At 59.1% G+C, this 18,570-nt stretch carries 16 protein-coding genes (1 of these 16 running past the window's edge); 5 read left to right on the plus strand and 11 right to left on the minus strand.

The genetic code is table 11. The features are described 5' to 3' along the window. A protein-coding gene (locus ACHQGU_RS14135) for a TetR/AcrR family transcriptional regulator C-terminal domain-containing protein (RefSeq protein ID WP_395495428.1) crosses the window boundary here: on the plus strand, positions 1-537 show its 3' portion. It extends 135 nt beyond the left edge of the window; only the last 537 of its 672 coding nucleotides appear in the window; its start codon lies off the left edge, out of view; the stop codon is at positions 535-537. A 106-nt stretch (positions 538-643) separates the two neighbouring features. On the opposite strand, the gene ACHQGU_RS14140 is transcribed toward ACHQGU_RS14135, so the two are convergent. From ACHQGU_RS14140 to ACHQGU_RS14165, 6 genes are all read right to left on the minus strand, one after another. Further along, a complete protein-coding gene (locus ACHQGU_RS14140; protein WP_395495429.1) occupies positions 644-1,567 on the minus strand; it encodes an electron transfer flavoprotein subunit alpha/FixB family protein in 924 nt (307 codons plus the stop codon). 2 nt (positions 1,568-1,569) lie between these two features. Beyond that, complete coding sequence (locus ACHQGU_RS14145) at positions 1,570-2,319, minus strand: electron transfer flavoprotein subunit beta/FixA family protein (protein ID WP_062141284.1); 750 nt, start codon at positions 2,317-2,319, stop codon at positions 1,570-1,572. A 62-nt stretch (positions 2,320-2,381) separates the two neighbouring features. Further along, entirely contained in the window at positions 2,382-4,019 is a 1,638-nt protein-coding gene (locus ACHQGU_RS14150) for an electron transfer flavoprotein-ubiquinone oxidoreductase (protein ID WP_395495430.1), read from the minus strand. Positions 4,020-4,157: 138 nt separating this feature from the next. Beyond that, a complete protein-coding gene (locus ACHQGU_RS14155) occupies positions 4,158-4,817 on the minus strand; it encodes a 2OG-Fe(II) oxygenase (RefSeq protein WP_395495431.1) in 660 nt (219 codons plus the stop codon). A 150-nt stretch (positions 4,818-4,967) separates the two neighbouring features. Further along, complete coding sequence (hemN, locus tag ACHQGU_RS14160; RefSeq protein ID WP_395495432.1) at positions 4,968-6,347, minus strand: oxygen-independent coproporphyrinogen III oxidase; 1,380 nt, start codon at positions 6,345-6,347, stop codon at positions 4,968-4,970. Positions 6,348-6,351: 4 nt separating this feature from the next. Next, positions 6,352-7,164, minus strand: coding sequence for an OmpW family protein (locus tag ACHQGU_RS14165; RefSeq protein ID WP_395495433.1), 813 nt, complete (start codon positions 7,162-7,164; stop codon positions 6,352-6,354). A gap of 301 nt (positions 7,165-7,465) precedes the next feature. Between ACHQGU_RS14165 and ACHQGU_RS14170 the strand changes: the two genes are divergently transcribed. After that, a complete protein-coding gene (locus tag ACHQGU_RS14170; RefSeq protein ID WP_395495434.1) occupies positions 7,466-8,245 on the plus strand; it encodes a Crp/Fnr family transcriptional regulator in 780 nt (259 codons plus the stop codon). On the opposite strand, the gene ACHQGU_RS14175 is transcribed toward ACHQGU_RS14170, so the two are convergent. The 5 genes from ACHQGU_RS14175 to ACHQGU_RS14195 all read right to left on the minus strand — a co-directional run bounded on the left by ACHQGU_RS14175 (position 8,225) and on the right by ACHQGU_RS14195 (position 16,556). Further along, positions 8,225-9,763, minus strand: a complete 1,539-nt coding sequence (locus ACHQGU_RS14175; RefSeq protein WP_395495435.1) for an efflux transporter outer membrane subunit — start codon at positions 9,761-9,763, stop codon at positions 8,225-8,227. The genes ACHQGU_RS14170 and ACHQGU_RS14175 overlap by 21 nt on opposite strands. Next, positions 9,760-12,849 carry an efflux RND transporter permease subunit gene (locus ACHQGU_RS14180; RefSeq protein ID WP_395495436.1) on the minus strand — a complete coding sequence of 1,030 codons (3,090 nt, stop codon included), beginning with the start codon at positions 12,847-12,849 and terminating at the stop codon, positions 9,760-9,762. Before ACHQGU_RS14180 ends, ACHQGU_RS14175 begins: the two co-directional genes overlap by 4 nt. Continuing rightward, entirely contained in the window at positions 12,842-13,945 is a 1,104-nt protein-coding gene (locus ACHQGU_RS14185; RefSeq protein ID WP_395495437.1) for an efflux RND transporter periplasmic adaptor subunit, read from the minus strand. Before ACHQGU_RS14185 ends, ACHQGU_RS14180 begins: the two co-directional genes overlap by 8 nt. Positions 13,946-14,329: 384 nt before the next feature. Continuing rightward, positions 14,330-15,904 carry a Do family serine endopeptidase gene (locus ACHQGU_RS14190; protein ID WP_215755272.1) on the minus strand — a complete coding sequence of 525 codons (1,575 nt, stop codon included), beginning with the start codon at positions 15,902-15,904 and terminating at the stop codon, positions 14,330-14,332. A gap of 178 nt (positions 15,905-16,082) precedes the next feature. Next, positions 16,083-16,556, minus strand: a complete 474-nt coding sequence (locus ACHQGU_RS14195; RefSeq protein ID WP_061507709.1) for a nucleoside deaminase — start codon at positions 16,554-16,556, stop codon at positions 16,083-16,085. A gap of 278 nt (positions 16,557-16,834) precedes the next feature. Here ACHQGU_RS14195 and ACHQGU_RS14200 point away from each other — a divergent pair, with 278 nt between their 5' ends. The 3 genes from ACHQGU_RS14200 (at position 16,835) to ACHQGU_RS14210 (ending at position 18,568) form a co-directional block, all read left to right on the plus strand. Continuing rightward, the gene (locus tag ACHQGU_RS14200; RefSeq protein ID WP_256441421.1) at positions 16,835-16,963 is read left to right on the plus strand and encodes a hypothetical protein; all 129 of its coding nucleotides are present in this window, start codon (positions 16,835-16,837) and stop codon (positions 16,961-16,963) included. 121 nt (positions 16,964-17,084) lie between these two features. Then, entirely contained in the window at positions 17,085-17,813 is a 729-nt protein-coding gene (locus ACHQGU_RS14205; protein WP_395495438.1) for a gamma-glutamyl-gamma-aminobutyrate hydrolase family protein, read from the plus strand. After that, a complete protein-coding gene (locus ACHQGU_RS14210; protein WP_062141305.1) occupies positions 17,810-18,568 on the plus strand; it encodes a pseudouridine synthase in 759 nt (252 codons plus the stop codon). The genes ACHQGU_RS14205 and ACHQGU_RS14210 overlap by 4 nt, the downstream gene beginning before the upstream one ends. The last annotated feature ends 2 nt before the right edge of the window (positions 18,569-18,570 follow it).

Below are 18,570 nucleotides of genomic sequence, written 5' to 3' on the forward strand. Positions count from 1 at the left end.
GCCATTGCGCGTGAGGCAGGCGTTTCCAAGGGCACGCTGTATAATTACTTTGCCAACAAGTGCGATCTGTTTGCCGCCTTTGTGGAAAAGAACTGCCGGGAAAAACTCGAGGTTCTGGCCCCGGTGCAGAAATTAAGCCTGTCTCCGGAAAAGACACTGACGGCTCTGGCCCGTGAGATTATCCGGCTGATCATCTCACCTGAAAGCCTGATGCTCTACCGGATTATTGTCTCCGAAGCGCCGCATTTCCCGCATCTGGCCACAACCTTTTGGCAGAGTGGCCCCAAAAGGGCGATTGAAACCCTGTCTGGCTGGATTGAAGGACAGGTAGCGCAGGGCACACTGAACGTGGATGACCCTGTTTTTGCAGCAGAGCAGTTTTTCTCACTCTGCCAGACGCGCATTGCGCACCGGAAACGCTTCAATATGCCGTTTGATAATGAGGCTGAAGACGAAGAAAAGGTGATTCACGCTGCCGTTCGCATGTTTCTGGCGGCCTATGGCGTCAAACCTTCTGAAACCCCCGCCGCAGACTGAGGCCCTCAATACATTCCAAAAAAACAAAAAGCCTGTGTGCTCTGAGTAAGAGCGCACAGGCTTTGATCTCTAAGGACCCGGAAATCCGGGCCGCAGAAGTAATCGTTTAGTTCAGCGCCTCGGTCAGAGCGGGTACGATTTCGAACAGATCCCCCACAATGCCGTAATCGGCGACCTGAAAAATCGGAGCTTCCGGATCCTTGTTGACGGCCACAATCACGCGGCTGTCTTTCATACCGGCCAGATGCTGGATCGCGCCGGAAATACCGAATGCCAAATAGAGTTCCGGAGCAACGATCTTCCCGGTCTGCCCGACCTGGAATTCGTTCGGCACAAAGCCCGAATCCACAGCCGCACGGGATGCACCGATAGCAGCACCCAGCTTGTCAGCCAGCGGTTCCAGAACGTGGAATTTTTCTTCGCTCTGAAGGCCACGGCCACCGGAGACAACCACGCGGGCGGATTCCAGTTCCGGACGCTCGGAATCGGACAGGTGAACTGCCACGAATTCCGAAACATTCGGGTTGGTTGCAGGCGCAACCGTTTCAATGGGAGCGGACCCGCCTTCTGCTGGAGCGGCATCAAAGGCGGAACCACGCACCGTCAGAACCTTTTTGGCATCGGACGAACGCACGGTAGCCAGCGCATTACCCGCATAGATCGGGCGCACGAAAGTTTCGGCGTCCACAATGCTGACCACTTCCGGGATCGGCTGCACATCCAGCAGAGCAGCAGCGCGCGGTAGCACGTTTTTGCCTACGGCACTGGCAGCAGCAACAATCTGGTCATACCCGCCAGCGAGCGAGACAATCAGGGCTGCCAGAGGCTCAGCCAGTTCATGCGCGTACTGTGCATCGGCAGCATGCAGAACCTTGGAAACACCCGGAATAGCGGCTGCGGCCTGTGCCACGGCGGCATCACCCGCCACCAGCACATGCACGTCACCCAGCTGAGAGGCAGCGGTTACGGCAGAAAGGGCAGACTTTCTGATCCGGCCCTCTTCATGATCGAGAAGAACAAGAGCGGTCATGATCAGATCACCTTTGCTTCGTTACGCAGTTTTTCAACCAGCTCACCCACGGAGCCAACCTTCACACCAGCCTGACGCTGCTGCGGTTCCGCCACGGACACCACAGTGAGGCGGCGGGTCATGTCTACGCCAAGGTCTTCAGCCTTCAGCGTTTCCGTCGGCTTTTTGCGGGCCTTCATGATGTTGGGCAGAGAGGCATAGCGCGGTTCGTTCAGGCGCAGATCCGCCGTGACGACCGCGGGCAGTGCCAGAGAGACATCTTCCGTGCCGCCATCGATTTCACGGCTGACCTTCACACGGCCATCCGCAACTTCGACCTTACCGGCAAACGTGCCCTGACCCCAGCCGAGCAGACCAGCCAGCATCTGGCCGGTTGCGTTCATGTCATCATCAATGGCCTGCTTGCCAAGAATGAACAGACCCGGCTGTTCTTTCTCGTTAATCGCCTTCAGCACCTTGGCAACAGCCAGAGGTTCCGGGCTTTCTTCAGACAGAACCAGAATGGCGCGGTCTGCGCCCATGGCCATGGCGGTCCGCAGCGTGTCCTGTGCCTGCTGCACCCCGATGGAGACAACGACAACTTCAGACGCAACGCCCTTTTCCTTGAGACGCACTGCTTCTTCCACAGCAATCTCATCAAAGGGGTTCATCGACATCTTGACGCCAGTGGTTTCAACACCGCTGCCGTCCGCCTTAACACGCGGTTTGATGTTGTAATCAACAACCCGCTTTACAGGTACTACAATCTTCATGGCTTCTTTCGCTTGCAGACGCAGGATCGTTCAAACGTTGCTTACCGTACTTTGCAACAAAATCACATACCAGCAGGATAATTAGGACCACCACCGCCTTCGGGCACAGTCCAGTCAATATTCTGGGTTGGATCCTTGATGTCACAGGTTTTGCAATGCACGCAGTTCTGCGCGTTAATTTGCAGAGCCGGCGCTGTGGCTTCATCCACCACTTCATACACGCCAGCCGGGCAATAACGGGCTTCCGGTGCACGGAACACATCCCAGTTAACCGTTTTCCACAGGGACGGATTGCGCAGGCGCAGATGCACCGGCTGATCTTCCTCATGGTTGGTGGCGGACAGGAAGACGGAAGACAAGCGGTCAAACGTCAGCGTGCCATCCGCTTTGGGATAGTTCGGCTTTTCACACAGATTTGCTGCTTTCAGGGTCTCGTTGTCCTGATGCTTGAAGTGCAGCGTCCACGGCGCACGGCCCCGCAGAAGCATGGCGTCCAGCGCGGCATAGACTGCCCCACCCTTCATGCCAAAATGCGCGAAAGCCGGACGGACATTGCGGGCTGTGCGCAGTTCTTCCCACAGCCAGCTGTCTTTAACACGCTGCGTGTAAGAGCCGGGTTCAACCCGATCCGTCTGCATGGCCTCAACAACAGCGTCCGCGGCCAGCATGCCGGACTTCATGGCCGTATGCGTGCCCTTAATTTTGGGCATGTTCAGGAAGCCTGCGGAATCACCAATCAGTGCACCGCCGGGGAAGGTCAGACGTGGGATAGCCTGCAGGCCACCTTCTGAAAGAGCGCGTGCGCCGTAGCTGACGCGACGGCCACCTTCCAGATGCTTGCGGAACGCCGGGTGCAGTTTAAGGCGCTGCATTTCGTCGAACGGAGAAAGCCACGTGTTGGGATAGTCCAGCCCGACCACAAAACCGTAGGACACCAGATTTTCACCAAAGTGGTAGAGCCAGGCACCGCCATAGGTGTTGTCATCCAGCGGCCAGCCAAAGCTGTGCTGAACCAGACCGGGGCGATGGTTTTCCGCCGGAATTTCCCAGACTTCCTTGATCCCCAAGCCGTAGGTCTGCGGGTCCACGCCCTTGCGCAGGTCGTAATGCGCCATGACCTGCTTGGTCAGGGAACCACGGCAACCTTCTGCAAACAGCGTATAGCGCCCGCGCAGCTCCATGCCCGGCTGGTAATTGGGGCCTTCTGCACCGTCTTTGGTGATACCCATGTCCCCGGTGGCCACACCAACCACGCGATTATTTTCAATCAGGACTTCAGCGCCAGCAAAGCCGGGGTAGATTTCCACACCCAGCTCTTCGGCCTGCGTAGCCAGCCAGCGGCAGACTTCACCCAGACTAACAATATAATTGCCGTGATTGGCCATGTGCGGCATCAGCCGGTCCAGCATGGGCACGCGCAGGCTGCGGGTTTCGGTCAGATAGAGCATCTCTTCTGACGTCACCGGTGTGTTCAGCGGTGCACCACGGTCCTGCCAGTCCGGCAGAAGCTCAGCCAGAGCCCGCGGTTCAATGACCGCGCCGGAGACGATATGCGCCCCGATTTCGCTGCCTTTTTCAATCAGACAGACGCTTGTTTCCGGTGAAAGCTGGCGCAGGCGAATAGCCGCAGCCAACCCGGCCGGTCCGCCACCAACGATGACGACATCAAACTCCATCGACTCACGCACAGATTCACTCATTCCCGTTCACAGCCCCCGTTGAGATCTCGGCGAGGCCTTCCTAAAGCCGATTTAACGCGGAATTGCAAAAAAACAGCCGTAGCAGACCCCGGATTCTGCCTGAAAACCCGTGTCTGAAGCCTTATTTTCAGTTCTGTTTCAGGCAGAAGCCACTGGCACACGCGGTCCAAAGGCCAGCTCATGCACGGCACGCCATGCTGGGTCGACAAAATTGACGATCAGCGTACGGCGTGTGCCCTCGATAGGCCGCTTAACAAACCCATGCCATGTTTTGTCAGACGGAATGAACAAGACACCGGAATTGAAGGCGCCAGATGCCCGCGTGACGGACCTGCCGTCCGGCGACATAAGGTCCGTACCCCATGCATGCTCTTTATCGTTTGTGGACAGCGAGATCAGCAGTGTGAGTCTTTTCGCACCAATATCAGTGTGTGGTTCCAGCCAGAAGCCATCCGTGTCCAGACACAACTCCAGCCGCAGGGCGGAGTCTTCCAGCTCTGCGCCACAGACGTCCTTGAACACTTTGCGCGCCGCCTCGCTGTCCAGCAGGTGCGCCATCCGGTCCAGCCGCGCGTCCTGCGCACGGGTTGCGGGGTCCACAAACACGCGGAACTTGTTACGGGTCTCACGACGGCCGCCGACATCACCGGCCCGCGCTTCGTCACCAGGTTCCCATTCCAGCAAGGCATCGCAGGCGTCTGGTTCCAGAACGGACTCCAGCATCCAGTGCGTAAACGGGACCTGTGCAGGCTGCATGGTAGCCAGCTTTTCTGTCAAAGCGGGGGCGTCAGAACGCATCTGTTCTGTCCTTCAGCTGTGATGCGGGTTCCTGCCCTTAAGAAGAATACCGTTCTTTTTTATGGCATCCGGGCGGGGAAAGTTCTCTCTCCATGCGCCAAAACACGCGCACGATCAACTGATGCCTCAACGAGCAAAGCCCGTGAAGGTTCAGAGTGCCGTGGCAAAACGGGGTTGAGGAGTACTCCCCGGCGTGGCGGAAGAAAGGGTCTGGCGGCGCGTATCAAACACGGCAGCCACATTCCGCAGGAAAGGCCGTCCTGCTTCCGTCACCCGCACGCAACTGCCGTCTATCTGCACGAATCCGTCCTGCACGAATGGCTTGAGGGCGGCAGATTCTACCGAAAAATCATACGCAGCGGCAGGACCCGCCTCAAGGTCCACCTGCATGGTACACATCAGCTCTTCAATCAGATGACCACGCAGTTTGTCTTCTGCCGTGCGAGCCACGCCACGAGCAACCGGCAGGCCATCCTGATCCGCGAGAGCGCGGACATACGGCGCAACAGCTGTGATGTTCTGGGTGTAGCCGTCCGGCAACATGGAAATAGCAGACGCGCCCATTCCCAGCAGCACGGTAGACGAATCGGTCGTATAACCCTGAAAATTCCGGTGGAGCGCCCCCGCCTGTGCGGCCTGAACCAGCGTATCGTCCGGCAGGGCGTAATGGTCGAGCCCGATGGGCACGTACCCTTCCGCACACAAAACCTCTTCGATACGGGCGCGCTGACGCAGGCGCTCGACGGGCGGCGGCAAGGCTTCTTCAGGAATCAGGCGCTGGCGCTTCTGCTTCCACGGCACATGCGCATAGCCAAACACTGCCAGACGGCTGGGCCGGAGAGACGCGATTTTACGCGCCGTGGCGGCAACACTCTCTTCCGTCTGATACGGCAGGCCATAAATCAGATCGACATTCACGCCGGATACACCGGCAGCACGCACGGCATTGATGCAGGCTTCGGTCTGGGCGAAGGACTGGTGACGGCCACAGGCCTCCTGCACCTTTTCTTCCAGATCCTGCACACCGAGGCTGATGCGGGTGAAACCGAGGTCACCCAGCAGTTGCGGGTATCCTGCGGGCACATGGCGGGGGTCGAGCTCCATCGCCAGTTCGGCGCCCGGCTCAATCCGGAAAAACTGACGCACACTGCGCAGCACCTGCCGAAGCGAGGCCGCAGGCAGCGTGGAAGGAGTCCCGCCCCCAAACTGAAGATGTTTGACGGGCCGCTGCGGACCCACCAGCGCCACAACACGGCGCAGCTCCTCACGCAGCAGATCTCCGTAAGCCATACGCCCGTCTTCATGGCGCATGACGGATGTATTGCACCCGCAGAAGCGGCACAGTTCATCACAGAACGGAACATGGAAATAAAGAGAAACCGGCTCATCCGCCGGGAGGGCGCGCAGCCATTGTTCGGCCAGCGCAGGCCCGACCGCATCCGTAAAGCTGGCTGCGGTCGGGTAGCTGGTGTAGCGCGGCAGGTTTCCGCCGTAACGGAGAACCAGATCAGATAAGGATACCGCGCTCATACCATTAGAACCGGTAAGCGATACCAGCGGAGACCACGGTCGGGTCCAGAGATTCGTGCGCACGAACCTTCAGGGTTTCGGCCGGGTTTTCTACCCATGCATGCATACGGACAAACATCTGCTTGACGTCTGCGTTGAAGAACCAGTTACCAACCAGCTGATAGTCAAAACCAGCATTCACAGCCGGACCACCGGTGAAGCCGGCATTCAGCTTGCTCAGACCCAGCGGGCTGCCCGTGTTGCCCTTCATGTTATGGAACCACATTGCCGTAACACCCACACCCACATACGGGTTAAAGCGCTTATGCGGGCGGAAGTGCCATGCGAAGGTCAGCGTCGGCGGCAGCACCCAGGCGCTCCCGACATCCAGTTTACCACCTACAGCACTGCCCAGAGCAGCCACTTCGTGACGGGTGCTGGTGGCAATCAGGTCAACAGAGATGTTGTCCGTCAGGAAGTATTCCAGCGTCAGCTCAGGCATTGCCTGGTTGGTGGTGGAAAGGTGCGTGCGCGGCAGAGTCGAACCGTTCAGCTTTACATTGCTATCGCGGTCCTGCGGCAGAACGCCCACACCGGACAGGCGGATCATGAAGTCACCTTTGCCCAGACCGATCTTGGTGCTGGCGCAGGTTTGAAAAATCCCGCAATGGCCACCGCCCGGACGCGGAGCAGACGGAATGTTGCTCATGACCGGAGCGTTCACATAGGTTGCGTTCGGAGCTGCCGGAGCAACAACCTGTGCCTGAGCCGCGGCCGTGCCGGAAATCGCAGCCACACCCGCCGCAAGGGCTGTAAATAAGGAACGAAGCTTGACCATACCTGTTACTCTTCCAACTGCGCTGTAAGTTTATGAGTGGGGAGAAATCACGCGCAGAGGCCGGTCACCATGATTTAGATCAAACCCACACCATGATGGGGCGAAGAGTGTGTTATTTAAACCACAGCGCACAACACAACTCTGATATTCGTTTAAAACATCCTTGCGGGTAGAGATTTTCGAGAGCTGTCGTTGATTTATATCAACAATAACCTAATATTTACGAAAGATTTCCCTGACACAGGCTTTTCCGGATAATCCTCGCATCCGCAAGAGTCGGCTTTGCCGGACCCATACCTTCATGCCGCCTGCTCCCCATTCACGGACACAGTCCATACCGCTCAGGCGCAGGTTTACGCCTGAAGCCCGGACTGATCTTCATCGTTGTCTTGTCTGTGAAATTCGCGAACACAGCGTGTGCAACGGCATTGATGACACTGAGCTGGCCATCCTCGCACAAGCCTCAAAACGGCTGACACTGCCGCCCGGCACAGCCATGATTGAAGAAGGCACACCCGCACTGTCCTTCTTCAACGTGACATCCGGCACGGTCAAACTGTTCAAATCCCTTCCGGATGGCCGCCGGCAGATTACCGGTTTTGCAGATGTCGGGCACTTTCTCGGCCTGACCACAGCCAAGACCTATTCCTTTGGCGCGGAAACGGTGGATACCGTGCAGGTCTGCCGTTTTCTGCGCCCTCAGCTGGAAACATTGCTGACCGATTATCCCCAGTTTGAACGCCGGCTTCTGGATGAAGTGACGGACGAACTGGCGGAAGCGCAGGAACAAATGCTGCTGCTGGGCCGCAAGACGGCGCGCGAGCGCGTTGCCAGTTTCCTCTTAAACCGCATGATGCCACCAGCCCCCTCCGGGCAGGGCAAAACCGAAGGCCGTCTGGTCTCTCTCCCCATGACACGGGTCGATATTGCGGATTATCTGGGTCTGACCATTGAAACGGTGAGCCGCACGATCAGCGCCCTCCGGCGTGAGCAGACCATTACCGGCACCGATAATCACGGGATCCGGGTGCTGTCCGTCCCGCGCCTGCGGGACCTCGCCTCAGGGCAGGATAGTCGCTAACCCTTTATCCGGATGCCAGGACGGCGTGCGCGGCGCGTCCGGCTCCTTGCTGTTCCACCAGCCCCCACCCAGAGCCTGAAACAGCGCAACTGTATCTGACAATCTATCCGCTCTGGCCTGTGCCAGAGCCAGCTGAGCCTGAAGCTGGGTCTGCTGTGCCTGAAGCATAGAAACCTCACTCACATCCCCAAGCCGATACTGCGCCTGTGCAATATGCCAGCTCTCTGCGGCTGCGGTAGCGGCAGAAGCATTGGCGCCCAGAGCCGTGGCGTCGGAACGTATCGCGGTGAGCGTATCTGCAACATCCTGCAAAGCCGCAATAATGGTTGTGCGATAATCGGCTGCCGCCTGATCATACTGCGCGCGGGCCGCATGTTCCTGATGCCGCAGCAGGCCGCCATCAAACAGCGGCTGGGTAATCATGGCAGCGATTTCCCACTGCCCGAATCCCGGCGAGGCCATCTGCGCGATGGACGCCGCAGCAAAACCCGGCGTTGCCCCAAGCTGCACATTGGGCAGGCGGTTTGCGACTGCGACGCCAACCTGCGCACAGGCGGCGTGCCAGTTGGCCTGCGCTGTGCGGATATCCGGGCGCTGCTCAATCAGGCGAGCAGGCAGGCTGACCGGCAAATCAACCGGCAGACTCAGACTCTCCAGCGTAAAGCTCGGCTTCGGCGCATCCGGCGCATCTCCCACCAGAGCCGCAATAAGGTGCTTTTGCTGCTCCAGCTGCTTTTGCAACGGGGCGAGAGTGGCTTCGTTTTGCGCCAGAGAGGCGCGCTGCATGGCTACATCATTGCGGGAAAACTGCCCCACCTGCTCCTGCCGTTCTGCCGAGGCCAGCAAGGTGCGCTGCAACGCCACCAGAGACTGGGTAGCCTCAAGCTGTGCATTGAGCGCTGCGTAATCAATCGCCGCCTGCACAACGGAAGAGGTGAGCGTCAGATAGACCGCTTCCAGCTGGTCACGCTGGGCATCGCGCAAGGCTTTTGCGGCTTCCACCCCACGGCGCACACCGCCCCACAAATCCGGCACATAGGAAATATTCAGCTGCGCCGTGTGCACGGTGTAAAGCCATGCGTTGCTGTTTGGCACGGGTGAGTATGTGCGGGAGGTCTTGTTCCGTGTCGGGTTGAAGCTCCCGGAAATGGACGGATACAGCGCGCTCTGCTGGGCCAGACGGTTTTCATTAGCGGCGGCCAACGCGTCCCGCGCGGATTCCAGAGACGGATTCTGGTCAAGCGCACGCCGTACCAGCCTGTCCAGATCCGGCGAATGGAACAGCGCCCACCATTGCGGCGGAATATCCTGCCCCGGATGGAACACCTGCACCACGCTCTGCGGGCCAGCAGCAGCGGCTTCAGCTGAGCCGGCCACAGGTTGCGTGCTGCTGCCTTTCCCGGCCTGCCCATACTCGGTGGGCGCTGGCGGCGCGGGTTTTTTAAAGTCCGGTCCTACGGCGCACCCACTCAAAGCCAGAGCGGTAGCTGCCCAGAGCATCAGTTTATTTGGCATCATCGCGCAGGCTCCCGTGCGGCTGCCCGGCGCTCACACCACGCTTCCAGCTCGTAATAGAATGTCGGCAGGATAAACAGCGTCAGAATCGTCGCGATCCCCAGACCGCCGACCACCACGGTCGCCAGACCCCGCTGCACGTCCGTGCCAATGCCGGTTGCCATGGCGGCGGGCAGCATGCCCATGCTGGCGACGGTGGCCGTCATCAGCACAGGGCGGAAGCGTTCACCCGCCCCTTCCAGCACGGCGTCATACAACGGCACACCCTGCGACCGATGCCGGTTGATGTTGGAAATCATGATGATCCCGTTCTGCACTGCCACGCCAAACAGCGCGATAAAGCCAACAGCTGTCGCCACGTTCAGGGTTTCACCCCGGACCTGTAGCGCGACCAGACCACCCAGCAGAGCCAGCGGCACCACGGCCAGAATCAGCACCGCCTGCCGCAGAACACGGAATTCCGCAAAGAGCAGAACCAGCATGACGATCAGCATGATGCCCAGCGCCACACTCAGGCGCGCCTGTGCGCGTTGCTGCTGCTCAAACGCGCCGGCCCATTGCAGACGATACAGGCTGGTGTCGAAATGCACCTGTGCGGCAATTTTCTTCTGCGCTTCCGCCATATAGTCGGACAGAGGCCGCTTGCCGTTATCCACGCGTAGGGTGATCTGCCGCTCCGTCATTTCATGCGAGATTGTGCCTTCACCCGTTTTCAGGCTGATCCGGGCAACCATTTCAAGCGGGATCTGCGCGCCATTGGCCGCCGTCAGCGGGAGATGCGCCAGAGAGCGCAAATTGCTGACTGTGGCCGGAGGCACGCGCACCGTCATATTGTAGGTGCGATCTGCAATATAGATTTGAGAGACCGGGCCATCGCCAATGGCGTTGCCCACCACGGCCATGATGTCTGCAACGGAAATGCCATAACGGGCTGCTGCAGGCCGATCCGCCACAATATTGAGTTCCGGAATTTCGGGCTCCTGAAAGACGGACGCTTCGGTCGTGCCCTTCACGGTTTTCAGAACATCGACAATCTGGTTGCCAATCCGCCGGATTTCGCGTGCATCATTGCCATAAACGCGCAGAACCAGCGCAGAATGCGCGCCGCCGACCTGATCGTTCATACCATCGGCAATCGGCTGACTGATGCCAAAATCGATACCCGGAATCTTCGCCAGACGTTCATGCAATTTGGCGACAAACTGAGCCTTTGTCTCGCCATGCGGCCAGGTGTTATACGGCTTGAGGCCCACCGGCACTTCGATGTGTGACGGCGTCCAGGGGTCCGTGCCGGAATCATTCCGGCCCAGCTGGGTTACGGCGTAAGAGGTTTCCGGGAACGTATAGATGGCATGGCGCACTTCATCCGCCATGGCTCCGGCTTTTTCCAGTGAGAGGCCGGAGGGCAGCTGAACCTGGAGCCACAGCGCACCTTCATCCATTTCCGGTAGAAATTCGCGGCCGGTATTCATGCCCAGCACGACCACCAGCACAAAGGCAATGACTGCACCGATATAGGCCAGCAGCGGGCGACGCATGGCGTGGGCCAGACCGTCATGGTACAGGTGATGCAGCTTTTCCAGCGGCTTGTTATGGAAAATCTTGTGTGGTTTGCGCATGGCCAGAAAGGCCAGAGAAGGCGTGAGTACAATAGCGCTCAGCAGCGCTCCCAGCAGTGCAAAACTGACGGTAAAGGCCATGGGCCGGAACAGCCGCCCCTCCGCGCCTTCAAACGCAAAGAGCGGACTGTAAGCGACAATAATTACCAGCGTAGAAAATACGATCGCGCGGCCGACATGTTTTGTCAGCCCTTCCACATCATCCAGAGACATAGTGTGGCCCGGTTCTGCTTCCCGCAGGCGAAGGATGGATTCCGTCACCACAATCGCGCCGTCTACAATCACCCCGAAGTCAATCGCACCGAGAGAGAACAGGTTGGCGGGCATGCCGAGCAGGCTCATGATGAGAAAGACCGTCGCCAGCGCCAGCGGAATGGTTACTGCCGCCACCAGCGCACTCCGCGGACTGCCAAGGAAGAGAATGAGGATAACAAAAACCAGCCCCACCCCTTCCAGAACCGTATGGGTCACTTTCTCCGTAGTGGCATTCACCAGAACGTCGCGGTCGATATAGGGCACAATCCGCACACCCTGCGGCTCCAGCTGTTTTTGCAACTCCGCCACACGGGCATGCAGCAGATTCAGCACCTTCGAGGCGTTCTCGCCCGAGACCATGCTGACAATGCCCTCAATGGTATCCGGGTTTCCGTTTTTCCCCAGAATCCCTTCCCGCACCTGATGCCCAAGTTGCATCCGGCCCAGTTCCCGCAGGAAGACCGGGGTGCCGTCATGCTGAGTCACGGGGATATCGCCCATTTCCTTCAGCGAATGGATCATGCCCATGCCGCGCACAATGTAGGACTGCTCACCCCGCGCCACACGGCCACCGCCGGCGTTAATGCTGCTGCTGGTAATAGCCGTCAGAACATCATTCACCCCCACGTGGAAGCGGGAGAGAGCGGCGGGATCCAGAAGCAACTGATATTCCCGCGTGAAGCCGCCAAAATTGTTGATGGCCGCAACACCCTGCACTTTTGTCAGAGCGGGCACCACAATCCAGCGCTGAATTTCAGACAGCTGCATCAGATTCTGGCTATCTGATTCCAGCGTGTAGCGGTAAATTTCACCCGATGGGCTGGTGACAGGCCCGAGGCTGGCCGTCACCCCCGGCGGCAGCGTGACCTGCGCCAGCTGTTCCGTCACACGCTGGCGGGCAGCGTAAACATTCACGCCATCCCGAAAAATCAGATTGATAAGCGAGAGGCCAAACGTGCTGCTGGAACGGCTGTTGGACAGCCCCGGCGTGGCCGCCAGCTGGCGTTCCAGCGGAATGGTGATCAGCTGCTCCACTTCCTCCGCAGCCAGCCCTGAGCTTTGGGTCGTGACCTGAACGGACACGGCCCCAAGGTCGGGATAGGCTTCAACCGGAAGATCTTTCCACGCCCAGCCGCCCCACAGGGCCAGCACCGCCATCGCCACAAAAACAATACGGCGTTCCCGCAGGCAGGCCGCAATAATCCGTTCAATCATCGTTCAGCAAAACCCCACCGCGCGTCACGATGCGGTCTCCGGCACTCAGGCCGCTCAGAACCCGTGTATCTTCACCTTCGTCGTAGGAAATACCAACCTTGCGCCGCTTGAACGTCCAGGGCGCGGTTTCCACAAACACCGTCACGTTGTCATTATTCATCAGCAGGGCCGACTGCGGCACCATCAGGCCCGGCGGCTGCTTGAGCTGGATATTGACCGTTGCGAACATATTGGGATGCAAGTCTTCATCCGGGTTCGGCAGCGGAATCATGGCTCGCAGACGGCGCGTTTCGGGCCGCAGATCCGGTTCAACGGTGGCGATTTCTCCATACAGCACCACCCCGTCCCGCGCGGGCAGGGTGAGGGAAACGGACTGGCCAATATGGATCTGGTCCACATCGGCTTCCGGCACATCGGCCACGGCCCAGATTTCCGAGAGGTCTTCCACACTCAGCAAGGGCGCAGTGATGTCCGTCACGTTCTGGCCGGGCGCCATGCTGACAGCAGACACCACGCCGTCCACCGGGGAGCGGAGGACCAGCTTGCCGCCTGCTGCCGCGGTATCATCAAAAGAGTTCAGACGATCCTGCGCGCGGCGTTCTTCCGCCTGCGCCTGCACCAGAGCAGCACGTGCGGCCTCAACATCCCGCGTGGCAGCCCCACCAGCCTGTTTGACCTGCTGGGCTCGCGCCATCGCAGCCTGCGCCAGTACCAGCCCGGCACGTGCTTTTTCTTCATCCGTGGTGGCCTGCGCCATATCTCCGGCAAGCAGAGTCGCCAGCGGCTGGCCGTGCTTTACATGCTGACCGGGCACGACATTCAACGCCACAATGCGCCCGGTCACGGGTGCCAGAATGGGCACCTGCCGGGCAGGTTCCGTCACAATGGCGCCGGGAACGGACAGGGTATCCTTCGGGACAACAACCTGTACAGCCTCAACCCCCAGCCGCTTCCGCAGCGGCGAGCCCTCCGGCACGCTCAGGCTGCCATCCTGCCCCACAACAAGCGGGGTTTTCTCCGCCCATGCCGGGGTATTTGCCAAACACGCCAGAGCACAAAGCAGGCCAAACACGCGCCGACCCACCCGCAACCGCATAGGAACCACCCGTCCGGCTCGCATCACGCAACCCTGCACGGCAGATCAGAAAAATGAGTGAGTGTCATTGGGCGGATCGCTCCCACTTTATGAATTACGCAGGAGATACCCGCTCAGAACCTAAGCAAACAAGCCCCGAGGCTGGAGCATAGCTTTATTGCATTTGACGCATTAAGCGGATCTTGCTGAAAATTTCATCCACAAAACATCGAATGTAATCAAAATTTTACAATGTTTTTGAGCTTCAAGGCTCTTCAAAGGCTATTTTTTACGGTTTTTAGAAATAATACCACCCTGACAACACAAAAAAACGCTGGCCCTTTGCAGAGCCAGCGTTTTGCGAGACCGGATCTTGATGCCCGGTCTTAGACGATGAAAGCCGTCTTACTGGTCGTCATCATCCCCGCCATTAGAAGAGGAAGAATCAGACCCATCCCCCGTGCCATCCGGGGAAATGGCGATAAACAGAGACTGCCCATCCCGCAGCACCCGGAGAAGAACGGGTTTTTTAGCTGCCAGCGCTCCGCGCACAGCCGTAACAGCCGCCCGTGGGGAATCGACGTTCTGGTTACTGACGGACTGGATCACATCACCGGGGCGAATACCGGCCTGATCCGCCGGGGAACCGGGCTGCACATCATTCACCACCACACCATGCACATCACTGCCCAGACCAAGCTGGCGACGGATATCGCCACTCAGCGGCGTGAGCGACACACCCAGATGCTGGCCTGAGGACGCGTTACCCTCAATCCCACCATCGTTGGAAGCTTTGGCGAGATTGCCGATCTTGACCGTCAGCGTCTGCGGCTTACCCCCGCGCAGGTATCCGATTTTGGCGTCCGTCCCCGGAGCCACAGAAGCAACACGCACCGCCAGATCATGCGGAGAGGCAACTTTCTGGCCGTTGAAGTCGGTCACAACGTCTTCCGCCTTCAGGCCAGCCTTTTCTGCCGGGCTGTCCGGGCTGGTGCTGGCCACCAGCGCACCGGCAGGCGGCGCACCCGGAGCCGGAACTGGCATGTTCAGGGCTTTCGCCATAGCCGGGGAAATGACCTGAGCGTTCACGCCCAGATACCCACGGACCACATGGCCGGTCTTGCGCAGCTGGTCTGTCACGCTGCGCACGGTGTCAGACGGAATAGCAAAGCCGATGCCAATGGACCCTCCGCCGGAGGGAGAGAGAATGGCGGTATTAACCCCCACCACCTTGCCATCCTGCGTGAACAGCGGACCACCGGAGTTACCGCGATTGATGGGCGCATCAATCTGGATGAAGTTGTCGTACGGGCCTTCATTAATGTCACGCCCACGGGCGGACACGATCCCCGCCGTGACAGTGCCACCCAGACCATACGGGTTCCCAACGGCCACAACCCATTCACCGGGCTGCACATCGTCAGATTCGCCCAGCTCGATAAAGGGCAGCTTCTGGGAGGAGGTCACTTTCAGAAGGGCCAGATCCGTCTTGCCATCACGGCCAATAATCTTGGCGGGCAGCGTGGTGCCATCATCCAGCGTGACGGTGACCTTGGTGGCCCCTTTCACAACATGGTTGTTGGTGACGACGTAACCATCGGCGGAGATCAGAAAGCCAGACCCGCGGGCTTCAATCTGCTGGCGGGACTGCTGGGGAGCCATCTGGAACGGGAAGGGAAAAGGAAAGGGCATGCCGCCCATTCCCCCCATGCCACCGCCTTCACCCTCAACAGCATCAGCCTTGATCATGGAGGTAATGGAGACAACGGCAGGTTTGACCTGTTTGACCAGATTCACAAAGTTTGGAAGCGTCTGGACCGGGCTGCTCGGCTTGATGGCCCCGGCATCCTCAGCATAGGCAGCGTGGAGGCCAGCCGGCCCTGTGCCCATCGTCCCTACAAAGGCTGCACCAGCCAGAAGGGCCAGAAGTGTCTTGCGGCTAGTCCGCCCGAAAAACTTGGATACAGATTTTTCCGACATCACGATTCCGACTGTTCCCTTAAACTCTTGCCAACAGGGTCAATCCCCGCCGGGGCGCATGATTCAGACCCTCAGGCCAGATATCATACGCTTCTGCGGTTAACATGGTTCCTTGATAACAAAAACAAAAGGTCGCCCGGCAGGAACACCCTTATTTATCTTACTCTTGTAACATGCGTCAGAGCGCGGAAGATGCCTCACTCTCCCGCTCCCGCAACGTCTGGAAAAAGGTTTTGAGCAAAGCGGCAGAGTCGCGCTCCCGCACACCGCCGATAATTTCCGGCCTGTGCAGCGCCTCGGCGCGAAAGGGCAGACGCGGCCCATGTTCCACGCCACCGCCTTTTGGGTCATACGCGCCAAACAACACGCGCCCGACGCGGAAATGCGCCAGCGCCGCTGCGCACATGGGGCACGGCTCCAGCGTGACGACAAGCGTGCAATCCGCCAGCCGTTTGCCACCCCGCGCCGCCGTTGCTGCGCGCATCACCAGCATTTCCGCATGGGCGGAGGGGTCATGCAGTTCTTCCACGCGATTGCCCGCCTGAGCCAGCACGGTGCCATCCGGCCCCAGCAAGACCGCGCCAACAGGAACTTCCCCTCTTTGCGCTGCGTTCTGCGCCTCGCAAAGTGCTAATTCCATCCCGTTTTTCATCGGTGCATGCCTCTTTTTGCCCCTGCTGGCTGTGCCGCAAACCGGTTTAGTCCCTCAGCTAAAAGGAGAAACTCACCAAATATTTCAAACCTCACTCGCCGTTCGATAAATTACGTCTTTTTGCCTTATTTCAAACGGTGGTTTTTCCTTGCAAAAGCGCGATCTTCTCTGTCATCATGCCTTATAGATGCCATGATCTGTTCTGTAACAGACATGCAACTGACACCATGTTGTCAGGGAAGTCTGCCCTGACCCAGATAGCGGAAAGGATTAGTACAATGCACAGTCTGTCTCTCATCCTCGCCGCCGCTGCGATCGGCCTCGGCCTTGCCGTTGTAGACCGGACGGTGAATGAACCGGCAACTGCCTCCTCCCACGTCCAGCGGGTTTCTCTGCTGCCGGGTTGATTTCTGCGGATTTTCTGCCGCTTTCAGAAGACGTTTGTGTTTATCCCCGTGCAAACCGTCGCAGGGTGTGGCACCTGATACGCTTCATCCGGCTTTTTCTGAAAAAAAGACACCCGAGTTCATGACTGCACGCCGCCCCGTTATCGGCATTACGCTTGACCATGAGGCGGGCGGACCAGACCGCTATTCCCGATTCCCGTGGTATGCTCTCCGGGAAAACTATATGTCCGCTGTTGCGACGGCGGGTGGTTTGCCGGTGGCTTTGCCGCTTTTCCCGCAGCTTGCCACCGAGTATCTCGACCAGATTGACGGGCTGCTGATCACCGGCGGCGCGTTTGATATTGATCCATCCCTGTATGGTGAGGCCGAGCGCCACAGCAGCGTAACCTTGCGCCCGGTACGCACACAGGCTGAGCAAGCCTATCTGGCTGCTGCCATGCAGCGTAAAATGCCGGTTCTGGGCATTTGTGGCGGCATGCAGCTTCTGGCCGTGGCCCTCGGTGGCACGCTGATCCAGCACATCCCCGAGTCCTGCCCTACGGCCCTCCCGCACGAGCAACCTAATCCGCGCGATGAAGCCAGCCATGCAGTGCATGTGGAGCCGGATACGCTGCTGGCGCGCTGCGTGGGGCGGCCCCACATGGCCGTTAATTCCTCCCATCATCAGGCCGTGCGCACACCCGGACGCGGGATTATCAATGCCCTGGCAGAAGATGGACTGATTGAAGGGGTGGAAGACCCTACCCTTCCGTTTTGCCTCGGGGTGCAATGGCATCCGGAATTTGGCATAGACCCGGGTGACCGGAGCATTTTTAGCGCCTTTGTACAGGCAGCAGGAGAACAAGAGTGACGCAGGAAACGCGTGGAGAACGCATCGCCAAATGGCTGGGCCGGACCGGTGTTGCCAGCCGGCGTGATGCCGAGCGGATGATTGAAGAAGGACGGGTGAAGCTGAATAATCAGCCCGTCACGCATCCCGCCACGTTTGTCACTTCCGACGACATTGTGCAGGTGGACGGCAAGATTGTGGACCACCCCCAGCGCACTCGCCTGTGGCGCTACCACAAGCCGGACGGACTGGTGACGACGCATAAGGACCCGGAAGGCCGCCCGACTGTTTTTGCCTCGCTGCCGGAAGGCATGCCGCGCGTCATCAGCGTGGGCCGGCTGGATCTGAACAGTGAAGGTCTCCTGCTGCTGACCAATGATGGCGAACTGGCCCGGCGACTGGAACTGCCCAACAATGGCTGGCTGCGGCGCTACCGCGTGCGCGTGTTTGGCGTGGTGGACGAGGCTCGTCTGGCGTCCCTCGCCAACGGCAGTGTGTTTGAAGGCGTGCGCTATGGACCGATTGAAGCCGGCCTCGATTCCCGCAAGGGCGATAACGCCTGGCTGACTGTCTCCCTGCGTGAAGGCAAGAACCGCGAAATCCGTAAGGTGATGATGGGCCTGAACCTGCATGTCAGCCGCCTGATTCGCACCAGCTACGGCCCCTTCCAGTTGGGCACGCTGCAACGGGGCGAGTTGGAAGAAGTGCCCGGCAAGATCCTGCGTGAGCAGATGCCCAGAGCCCCGGAAAAAACTGCTGGCAAGAAGGCCCGCTAACC

It is taken from the genome of Acetobacter sp. KSO5 (genome assembly GCF_044094635.1).
Taxonomy (GTDB): domain Bacteria; phylum Pseudomonadota; class Alphaproteobacteria; order Acetobacterales; family Acetobacteraceae; genus Acetobacter; species Acetobacter cerevisiae.

Bases quoted from the DNA above. Each gene is read 5' to 3' on its own strand.
- ACHQGU_RS14175 (WP_395495435.1), bottom strand. From the start codon at position 9,763: ATGATGCCAAATAAACTGATGCTCTGGGCAGCTACCGCTCTGGCTTTG.
- ACHQGU_RS14190 (WP_215755272.1), bottom strand. From the start codon at position 15,904: ATGTCGGAAAAATCTGTATCCAAGTTTTTCGGGCGGACTAGCCGCAAG.
- ACHQGU_RS14140 (WP_395495429.1), bottom strand. From the start codon at position 1,567: ATGACCGCTCTTGTTCTTCTCGATCATGAAGAGGGCCGGATCAGAAAG.
- ACHQGU_RS14155 (WP_395495431.1), bottom strand. From the start codon at position 4,817: ATGCGTTCTGACGCCCCCGCTTTGACAGAAAAGCTGGCTACCATGCAG.
- ACHQGU_RS14170 (WP_395495434.1), top strand. From the start codon at position 7,466: ATGCCGCCTGCTCCCCATTCACGGACACAGTCCATACCGCTCAGGCGC.
- ACHQGU_RS14195 (WP_061507709.1), bottom strand. From the start codon at position 16,556: ATGAAAAACGGGATGGAATTAGCACTTTGCGAGGCGCAGAACGCAGCG.
- ACHQGU_RS14205 (WP_395495438.1), top strand. From the start codon at position 17,085: ATGACTGCACGCCGCCCCGTTATCGGCATTACGCTTGACCATGAGGCG.
- hemN (WP_395495432.1), bottom strand. From the start codon at position 6,347: ATGAGCGCGGTATCCTTATCTGATCTGGTTCTCCGTTACGGCGGAAAC.
- ACHQGU_RS14180 (WP_395495436.1), bottom strand. From the start codon at position 12,849: ATGATTGAACGGATTATTGCGGCCTGCCTGCGGGAACGCCGTATTGTT.
- ACHQGU_RS14200 (WP_256441421.1), top strand. From the start codon at position 16,835: ATGCACAGTCTGTCTCTCATCCTCGCCGCCGCTGCGATCGGCCTCGGC.
- ACHQGU_RS14165 (WP_395495433.1), bottom strand. From the start codon at position 7,164: ATGGTCAAGCTTCGTTCCTTATTTACAGCCCTTGCGGCGGGTGTGGCT.
- ACHQGU_RS14185 (WP_395495437.1), bottom strand. From the start codon at position 13,945: ATGCGGTTGCGGGTGGGTCGGCGCGTGTTTGGCCTGCTTTGTGCTCTG.
- ACHQGU_RS14145 (WP_062141284.1), bottom strand. From the start codon at position 2,319: ATGAAGATTGTAGTACCTGTAAAGCGGGTTGTTGATTACAACATCAAA.
- ACHQGU_RS14150 (WP_395495430.1), bottom strand. From the start codon at position 4,019: ATGAGTGAATCTGTGCGTGAGTCGATGGAGTTTGATGTCGTCATCGTT.